This window comes from Pseudomonas sp. 43(2021), from assembly GCF_017490805.1.
Taxonomy (GTDB): Bacteria; Pseudomonadota; Gammaproteobacteria; order Pseudomonadales; family Pseudomonadaceae; genus Aquipseudomonas.
In genome coordinates this window covers 1-428 of record NZ_JAFGYJ010000606.1, presented here as the reverse complement: position 1 = coordinate 428, position 428 = coordinate 1, and the positions used below count along the sequence as shown (strand labels likewise).

Sequence of the window (428 nt, the reverse complement as noted above, 5' to 3'; positions counted from 1 at the left end):
GACCTGGTCAGGCGCGAACATCACGCCGAACGTCGACAACACGGCGTCGTAGCTTTCATCGGGAAAAGGCAAAGCCTCGGCATCGGCCACCTGAAAAATCACCTCCAGATGTTCGGCCCGTGCGCGATCCTGACCACGCTCCAGCAGTGCCGCGACGTAATCGGTGGAGGTCACCACACAACCGCGCCGCGCCGCTGCCAGGGTGGCGTTGCCGTTACCGGCGGCGACATCCAGCACCTGTTCATCACAGCGCAGATCGCAGGCCTCGGCGAGGCTTTCACCGACGATCTGCAAAGTCGTGCCGATCACGGCGTAGTCGCCACTGGCCCAAGCGACTTTCTGACGTTCCTTCAGGGCAGTGAGATCAATCGGGGTACTCATGACAGCGAGCTCCGTGGCAGAGAGAAAGCACAGGCTGCGACGCGGAC

1 protein-coding gene is annotated in these 428 nt (G+C 62.4%); it reads right to left on the bottom strand.

The genetic code is table 11. The annotated features are described in order from the left end of the window. On the bottom strand, positions 1-381 hold a 381-nt coding region (locus J5M71_RS28920; RefSeq protein WP_207817490.1), incomplete at its 3' end, for a class I SAM-dependent methyltransferase. Between the last annotated feature and the right edge of the window lie 47 nt (positions 382-428).